This window comes from Marinospirillum sp., assembly GCF_014859565.1.
Genome location: NZ_JACUUA010000139.1, coordinates 1 through 8,733, shown reverse-complemented (window position 1 = coordinate 8,733; position 8,733 = coordinate 1). Strand labels below are relative to the sequence as shown.

Annotated in this window: 6 protein-coding genes; all 6 read right to left on the bottom strand. The window is 51.5% G+C overall.

Annotated elements, in window-relative coordinates:
• Positions 1-80 precede the first annotated feature (80 nt).
• Complete coding sequence (locus tag IBX50_RS14360; RefSeq protein ID WP_292256970.1) at positions 81-1,685, bottom strand: AAA-like domain-containing protein; 1,605 nt, start codon at positions 1,683-1,685, stop codon at positions 81-83.
• Positions 1,685-3,289 (bottom strand): AAA-like domain-containing protein, encoded by a 1,605-nt coding sequence (locus IBX50_RS14355; RefSeq protein ID WP_292256968.1) that lies wholly within the window; start codon positions 3,287-3,289, stop codon positions 1,685-1,687. Before IBX50_RS14355 ends, IBX50_RS14360 begins: the two co-directional genes overlap by 1 nt.
• A 32-nt stretch (positions 3,290-3,321) precedes the next feature.
• The gene (locus tag IBX50_RS14350) at positions 3,322-4,875 is read right to left on the bottom strand and encodes an ATP-binding protein (RefSeq protein ID WP_292256966.1); all 1,554 of its coding nucleotides are present in this window, start codon (positions 4,873-4,875) and stop codon (positions 3,322-3,324) included.
• 23 nt (positions 4,876-4,898) lie between these two features.
• On the bottom strand, positions 4,899-6,293 hold the full coding sequence (locus IBX50_RS14345) for an MBL fold metallo-hydrolase (protein WP_292256964.1): 1,395 nt from the start codon (positions 6,291-6,293) through the stop codon (positions 4,899-4,901).
• A 46-nt stretch (positions 6,294-6,339) separates the two neighbouring features.
• On the bottom strand, positions 6,340-7,542 hold the full coding sequence (gene fliB / locus IBX50_RS14340) for a flagellin lysine-N-methylase (protein ID WP_292256962.1): 1,203 nt from the start codon (positions 7,540-7,542) through the stop codon (positions 6,340-6,342).
• Between the two features lie 147 nt (positions 7,543-7,689).
• The gene (locus IBX50_RS14335; protein WP_292256960.1) at positions 7,690-8,715 is read right to left on the bottom strand and encodes a GDP-mannose 4,6-dehydratase; all 1,026 of its coding nucleotides are present in this window, start codon (positions 8,713-8,715) and stop codon (positions 7,690-7,692) included.
• Positions 8,716-8,733 lie beyond the last annotated feature (18 nt).

The following is an 8,733-nucleotide window of genomic DNA, read 5'->3' as shown; positions in this document are numbered from 1 at the left end:
CTAACGCATCGGGGCACTCTGTGAAAGCACGTTTGAAGACGTAGTCATTTTTGGGGTCAAGTTGTGGGTGACTCATTGATTCACGCCCCCCAGACCTGAATGTTGTGATCATCCAGCATTTGATCTTTGTGCCAGATTTTCTGATCCCAGGGGGTGCTGGAATCGCGGTTAAAGATGATGAGGTGGGTTTCTTCAGCACCGACCTGGCGGGTGTAGTCGAGGGCTTGTTGCAGGCCTTTTTCGATCACGCTGTCCAGGCTGCCGCGCAGGATTTTCAGTTCAATCACCACGCGTTGTAAGGGCCCATACATGCCTTGTTCAGGATCGGTCGGCCATTCGATCAGCAGGTCAGTGCGTTTGCGGCCTAAACCATATTCACGCGATATGCGTCCACCCCCGTTGATGATGCGTTGCAAGAAAGCTTGCATCAGCAGTTGCGGGGCTGCCTCTTTGTAGTCAAAGCCTTCACTCCAGCTATCCGAGTGTTCACGGAAAAACTGCTGGAAGGCCTGCAGGAGTTTTTCCATATTCAGGGTGTGGTCAGGATTGATGTACCAGGCTTGCTCCTGGTTGGCGATCATCACCTGGGTGGGCCAGGTCAGTTCGCGCGGAATGACTTCCTGGTAGATGCGGTTGCTGATTTTGACTGTGGGTCGGCTTTGGATCAGTCCCAGGTCTTCAACGTATTGCAGGTCATCAACCTTGATCTGGCTGATCTTGTCTTCATCTTCGCTGCTCAAGATTGAGCTGATCACTGAGTGAATACGTGGTTCTTTGAGTTTGTCGGTCAGTTGATCCAGGTGGGTGGCACGCGAGTAAATCAGCCGTTCACGGGCTTGCTGATAGTCCACCCGTGAGATGTTGCGGCTGCGCTGACGGGCTTCGCGGTTTTTCCAGGTCACTTCATGCCCCAGGGCATTGACCAGCCAGGGCTGGCCTTTGGTGTCTTCCCAGAGTTCCGGAAAGATGGCTTCATCAAAAATCTGCCCGGTTTCCTGAGTATGCTCTAGCCAAAGGCGGCGGGTTTCTTCTTCCGTAAAGTTACCCATGCGCAGGGATTCGGCCTTGATGTTAAAGGCACTGCCGCCGGTGATGACTTCGGCACCTTCCTGATGCATACGGTAGTCCCGCACATCCCTGACGCCACAAAGTATGATGGCCTGAGGAAAGAAATCCGGGCGTTGGGCATAGCCGGCACGTATCTGGCGTAGCAGGGAGATCAGCGTGTCACCAACAAGTGCATCAACTTCATCCAGTAGCAGTACGGCAGGGTGGGACTCTATTTGACTCCATTGTTGCAGCAGGCCGGTGAGCTGATCTTGCACTGCAAGTCGTCCGCCTTGATCCTGATACCAGTCGAGAAGCTCTGGCCGATTAAGATATAGCGCAATGGAACGTGCAATGGCACTGCAAGCTGCCGGTATGCCCTGGGTTTCGTCACCTCGGGCTGCCTGGGCTCCCTCTATATTGGCGTAAGCACAGGCGTAATCGCCCTTGCTGTTAAGTTCTTTCATGATTGCCAGCAGGGTGGAGGTTTTGCCGGTTTGCCGGGGAGCATGGAGAACAAAGTAACGCTTGCTGGCAATCAGGTGCTGGATTTCTTCCCAGTCCAGTCGGTGCAGAAGATCGATGTGGTAATGATCAGCCGGAATGGTGGGCCCGGCTGTGTTAAAAAAACGCTTCATTATGCCCCCCAGACCTGAATGTTGTGATCATCCAGCATTTGATCTTTGTGCCAGATTTTCTGATCCCAGGGGGTGCTGGAATCGCGGTTAAAGATGATGAGGTGGGTTTCTTCAGCACCGACCTGGCGGGTGTAGTCGAGGGCTTGTTGCAGGCCTTTTTCGATCACGCTGTCCAGGCTGCCGCGCAGGATTTTCAGTTCAATCACCACGCGTTGTAAGGGCCCATACATGCCTTGTTCAGGATCGGTCGGCCATTCGATCAGCAGGTCAGTGCGTTTGCGGCCTAAACCATATTCACGCGATATGCGTCCACCCCCGTTGATGATGCGTTGCAAGAAAGCTTGCATCAGCAGTTGCGGGGCTGCCTCTTTGTAGTCAAAGCCTTCACTCCAGCTATCCGAGTGTTCACGGAAAAACTGCTGGAAGGCCTGCAGGAGTTTTTCCATATTCAGGGTGTGGTCAGGATTGATGTACCAGGCTTGCTCCTGGTTGGCGATCATCACCTGGGTGGGCCAGGTCAGTTCGCGCGGAATGACTTCCTGGTAGATGCGGTTGCTGATTTTGACTGTGGGTCGGCTTTGGATCAGTCCCAGGTCTTCAACGTATTGCAGGTCATCAACCTTGATCTGGCTGATCTTGTCTTCATCTTCGCTGCTCAAGATTGAGCTGATCACTGAGTGAATACGTGGTTCTTTGAGTTTGTCGGTCAGTTGATCCAGGTGGGTGGCACGCGAGTAAATCAGCCGTTCACGGGCTTGCTGATAGTCCACCCGTGAGATGTTGCGGCTGCGCTGACGGGCTTCGCGGTTTTTCCAGGTCACTTCATGCCCCAGGGCATTGACCAGCCAGGGCTGGCCTTTGGTGTCTTCCCAGAGTTCCGGAAAGATGGCTTCATCAAAAATCTGCCCGGTTTCCTGAGTATGCTCTAGCCAAAGGCGGCGGGTTTCTTCTTCCGTAAAGTTACCCATGCGCAGGGATTCGGCCTTGATGTTAAAGGCACTGCCGCCGGTGATGACTTCGGCACCTTCCTGATGCATACGGTAGTCCCGCACATCCCTGACGCCACAAAGTATGATGGCCTGAGGAAAGAAATCCGGGCGTTGGGCATAGCCGGCACGTATCTGGCGTAGCAGGGAGATCAGCGTGTCACCAACAAGTGCATCAACTTCATCCAGTAGCAGTACGGCAGGGTGGGACTCTATTTGACTCCATTGTTGCAGCAGGCCGGTGAGCTGATCTTGCACTGCAAGTCGTCCGCCTTGATCCTGATACCAGTCGAGAAGCTCTGGCCGATTAAGATATAGCGCAATGGAACGTGCAATGGCACTGCAAGCTGCCGGTATGCCCTGGGTTTCGTCACCTCGGGCTGCCTGGGCTCCCTCTATATTGGCGTAAGCACAGGCGTAATCGCCCTTGCTGTTAAGTTCTTTCATGATTGCCAGCAGGGTGGAGGTTTTGCCGGTTTGCCGGGGAGCATGGAGAACAAAGTAACGCTTGCTGGCAATCAGGTGCTGGATTTCTTCCCAGTCCAGTCGGTGCAGAAGATCGATGTGGTAATGATCAGCCGGAATGGTGGGCCCGGCTGTGTTGAAAAAACGTTCCACGTTGTGCGCTCCTGAAGCTGCTGAACACCCTGTCATTGCTGGGTATGAACTTCAAACGCCACGATCTGGCGCTGTTCTTTGGAAAATTCGACACCAAACAGGTGGATTTTTAGGCCTTTGCCCTGGTATTTATCGGCATAGTGTTTGTCTTTGATCTGCTGCAGAGCCGATCCTTCCGGCAGTTGCTCTACTACCTTGAATTCAAACAAATAAACATGACCATCAAACTCAACACTCATATCCACCTTGCCGTAGTTGCTGGCATCTTCCACGGTGACCTGTACGCCCAGAGCCGCAAAATGGCTGTAAAACACGCTGGCGTAGTGGCCTTCGTACTGAGCGATGGGGTTGTTGCGATACCAGTCATGGGGTAAAGCGGCAAACAGGGCTTTGAGGTGTTCTTCCAGCCCTTGCAGGTCGTGGTTGCGTAAGTGGGTGAATAGTGTTCTGCGATAACGCGGCCCTTCACTCACGCCAAGTACAGGTAAGAGTACCTGGTTCAAGCTGGTTTCCACTTCCTGATTGGGGTAGCCCAGCGTGTAAAGGTGGTAGCCGGTTAAGGGTTCTTCGTGTTTGTGGATGGTCAGATAGCCGGTTTGAAACAACAAGCCCTCGGTGCTGATCAGATCAACATCAAACTGCCCCAGCAGTTGTTGTTCGGTTTCCATTTGATCCAGCCTTGGTGTAAAAACCCCGCGAGTTTTCAGCAGATCGACTAAAAAAGTGGGGGTGGCGGTTTCAAACCAGTAGGGTTCAAACATTCTTTTTTGCAACAACAGCAGTACATCAAAGGGGTTATAGACCGAGGTGGTTTCGGCACCCCCCCAGCGATAACCATTGTACCAGTGTTTGATTTCAGCACGATCCAGCCCCGGCAGCTCAGGAGCAAACACCACATCCAGATCGGCATCGGTATAACCACAAATGGTGGTGAAACGGGCATCCAGTGTAAGGTCGTTTAAGTTGTTTAAGCCAGAAAACAAGCTGACTTTGCTGAACTTAGAAACGCCGGTCAGCAGCACAAACTGCAAATACGGGTCTGAATCTTTCAGTACACTGTAAAGATTCTTTAAACCTTCGCGCAATTCCCGTGCACGGTCAGAATCCAGGATGTTATCCAGAATCGGTTTGTCGTACTCATCAATCAGCACCACTACTCGATGACCGTAGGTGCTGTGAGCCAGACGAATCAACTCGGCAAACTCACCGGCAATGTCTGTCGCGTGATCCGGCTCGACACCTAATTGCTGCCGGTTAACGTACAGCTGCTCACGAATGCGCTCATCTAACTGTGTGCGACTGGTTAGCACACCACTGCCAAAACTGATGCGCACTACCGGGTGTTTTTTACTCCAGTCCCACTTGTCCTGAATGAATAAGCCTTCAAACAAGGGCTGACGACCGGCAAACAGGCAGTCGATGGTATCCAGCAGCAGGCTTTTACCAAAACGCCGAGGGCGAGATAAAAAGTAGTACTTGCCCTCATCCACTAAACGCTGGATGTGCGGGGTTTTATCCACGTAGTAGTAACCACCTTCACGAATATCCGCGAAGGTTTGGATACCGATAGGGAGTTTTTTACGCATTGGTGACTGCAGGTGGCTCTTGTTCAAGGTAGCAACACTTCCACGCTTTTGTTTTTTCTTGCATATAACCGCTCAATTTCTTGTTTCAGTGTTTTGCGAGCATTGTCCTGGCCGTGTACCAGGCGGATTTCTCGTGGCCAGTGGCGCATGCGTTTGATGAAGTTGAGCAGGTCTTTCTGGTCTGCGTGGGCGGAGTAGCCGCTGATGGTGTCGACTCCAGCTCGAATAGTGTAGCGCTGTCCATCCAGTTCTACCCAGCCGCCTTGTGGGCCGTATTTCTGGATTTTGCGTCCCGGTGTACCGGATGCTTGGTATCCTACAAAAAGTACTTGATGGCGGGCATCTTCCAGCATGGCTTTTAAGTAGTTCACTATACGGCCACCGGCGCACATGCCACTGGCAGCAATAACAACAGCGGGGCGTCCACTTTTAGCCAGGTAGTCCACGGTTTGCTGGTGTTCCTGATGACTGGAGACGGTGTACAGGTTGTCAAAATTCAGTGGATGACGACCCGCTTGCAGACGACGCTGGGCTTCGGCATCCCAATAGGGTTTAAGTTGGCGATAAACTTGTGTAAACCGGGCAGCCAGCGGTGAATCAACAATAATCTCTAGATCTTTCCACAAACCACCGGCTGAGTGAACCAGACCCTCCAATTCATACAGCAGTTCCTGAGTACGCCCGATGCTGAAAGCTGGGATCATCACTGTGCCGCCATTACCCAGGGCCCGTTCTATGGCTTGTTGCAGCTGTTTGACTCGATCACGCCGTGAGCCATGCAACCGGTCACCATAGGTACTTTCCAGAATCAGACGATCCGCTTTGTAGGGTGACTGGGGTGCAGGTAACAAGGGTGACCAAGGTGCTCCCAGATCACCGGAAAAAATAATACGTTCCTTATGGTTTTGCTGTCGGGCATTTAATGCCACTTCAACATAACAGGAGCCGAGAATATGTCCTGCTCGATGAAGTTTAATACGCAGGCACAACTCAGGGGTATCGACCAAGGTGTGCCAGCTTTTGTAATCCAGCGGTATCAGCTGTTGTTGTACCTGCTGCTGAAAACGGCTGATTAAGCGTTCATCTTTGGTAAAGCCGATGCGCAGGGCATCTTCAATCACCAGTGGCAGCAGGTGTGCTGATGGACGACTGCACAGGATCGGGCCGGTGTAGCCTGCTGCAAGTAAATAGGGCAGGCGTCCTATATGGTCGATATGTACATGGGTAACTACTAGCGCCTTGATGCTGCTCAGATCAAACTGAACCTGTAATTGCTCAAAGCTATCTACGGCTTCGTCTTCACCCTGAAAAAGCCCACAATCTATCAGTAGGCTGTGGTTTTTATCAGCCAGAAGCTGGTGACAGCTGCCGGTTACTCCCGATGCACCACCGTGATGAATAAAATCCGGATAAGTCATGGAACCTCCTTGTTTTGTGTTGCTGTTTCCAAGTTGTTTATTGAAGTCAGGCTTTCAGGCTGTTGGCAAAAGCCGTTGTGTTGTTCAAATTACGCCCTACCAGCTCCAGTATCATTTTATTGAGTATTGCGGAGTGGCTGACGCCTCGTCCGAATCGGTAACTGATGCGGGTGAGGTCTTTCAGATCCAGTTTTTTTTGTTTCAGTGCAACTCCGCATATCAGTGTGCGCAGCAGCAGGTAACGAACCATGATGTTGGTCCAGCCATCGTTCAGATCTTTTTTGTAAATGGGGAATAGGCCACTAAGCAGCCAGTTGACCACAAGATTTTCCAGTGCATGGGAGTATTTTTTTTCCAAGCGATCTAGGTACTGGGTTCTGGCTGCATCCAGTTGTTTGATGTGACTGGACGCGATGGGTAGTTTGTCTTTGATGCCAAGTCCTTCAAGGGTGCTTTGAAGCTCTTCAGTGAAAGCTGTTTTGCTGCGTCTTTCTTTACGCAGAATGTCCAGGATGAGTAATCCAAGTGAACCATCTGATTTTTTGCTCAATTGTTGGGCTTGTTGTTCAAAATAACCCTGCTCAATCAAGCTGAAAAATAAATCAGATAACTCCTTGATGCTGATATCGCCACCATCATACAAAAGGGTTTGTGCTCGCTGGATATACAGGCTACTGATGAACAGGCGCAATTCAAAGGGTATGGCACGGTGGCGTAGGATTGTCAGAAGTGTTTGCAGGATTTGATGGCGCTGCGGGTAAGTATCAGTAGTCGATTCAAGGCTGATGGCTAAATGATCCGGCAGCTGTAGGGCACCAAAGTTGAGCTCCATAGCATTGGCATCATGGGTTAGCTGCCGTGCCACTTCCGGGCAGGAGTCTGAAAGCAGTACCAGCAGGTCATCACCCAGCATTTTTGGTGTTCTTGGGTAGCTGGCACAGGTTTGACACAGCGCGGCTTCACCAAACTGTTTTTGCAGGGTACATAATCCGCTTTTCTCTTGCAATGTGCAGCGCCCACTTTCCGGATCCAGCTTGATGTAGGCAGGTGCCGAGTCTTTTGTAGATAGGTCGCGATTATCAATCAGCTTGTCTTGTACCACTGGGATTAGTACAGGATTAGTGCGGTAAGCCTGTAGGGTGGCTGGATCAACCGCAACATTCCAGCTGTGGCAGCAGTTATCTGGGCACTTGGCACCTGTGCATCGAAAATCACGTACATATTGGGGTGCAAGGGCATCATGCTGCATAAATGTATCCTTGGGTTTTGAGTGTGGTGTTTCTGGCACGCTACCGCCCCGGAATTTGAAGTGCTTTCCCGAGGACTTGTCGATTTGAGCTTAACCTATCATGCGGCAGGTATCCTTGCCTAGGTGCCTTTTGTTAAGTTGTTTGATTTACCAGATGATTCCGCCTTTTCCGAGTCGGCGCTGCCGGTATTCACCCTTGATTACACTCTGCCACCATTCGGTATTGTTGAGATACCATTCTACTGTTTTTCGCAGGCCGCTGTAGAAGGTTTCCTCAGGCAGCCAGCCAAGTTGTTGCCTGATTTTACTGCTGTCCACTGCAGGGTGACGTGGTGTGGTGGGTTGTGATTCGTCGTAAGTGATGAGGTTGCGGTAGCTGGTGCTGGCAGGGTGGAGTTCATCTAATAAATCACAGAGGGTACAGATGAGGTTCAGCTGGGTGGTGGGTTGGTTGTTGCCGATCATGTAGGTTTCGTTAACCTTGCCTTCAGAAAGCAGTAGGTACAAGGCGCGAGCATGATCTTCCACATGCAGCCAATCGGAGGTCTGCTGCCCATCCCCGTGGATATACAGGGGTTGCTCTTTTAGTGCCCTGATAAGTAATGACGGGATGGTTTGGTCTGGAAACTGATAGCAGCCATAGTTGCTTGAGCTGCTGCTGATACTGACGGGTAATCCATGGGTGAGGTGCCAGCTTCGCATCAGGTGATCGATGCTGGCTTTGCTGGCAGCATCCAGGGTGGCGGGTGCGCAGGGTGATGCTTCGGTCAGTGGCTCGATGAGGGTATCCGCTTCGCCGTGGACTTTGTGGCAGGACAGGTGATGCAGACAAAAGCTCTGTTGTTTAGCTGCAGGTAGATCCTGCCAGTAGTCCTGAATGACCTCCAGCATGGAGAGGGTTCCGTTGTAACTGGTTTCGGGTCTGAGAGTGGCAAGGTTCAGCAATACATCTGGCTGGTGCTGGTTCAGCAGTGCACTGAACACTTCCGGGTCGCAAATATCCGCCTGATGAAACTGGTAACGTACACTGCGAGCGGCTTTGCCTGGGGATTTGGGGTGAGCTCTGGCGGTGAGTTTGTCCAGGTTGATGACATGATGGCGCGTGTTGCTGATCAAATACCGGATAACTGCAGAACCAATAAAACCAGTGCCGCCAGTGAGTAGGATTCTCATGGAACCTCCTTGTTGTTA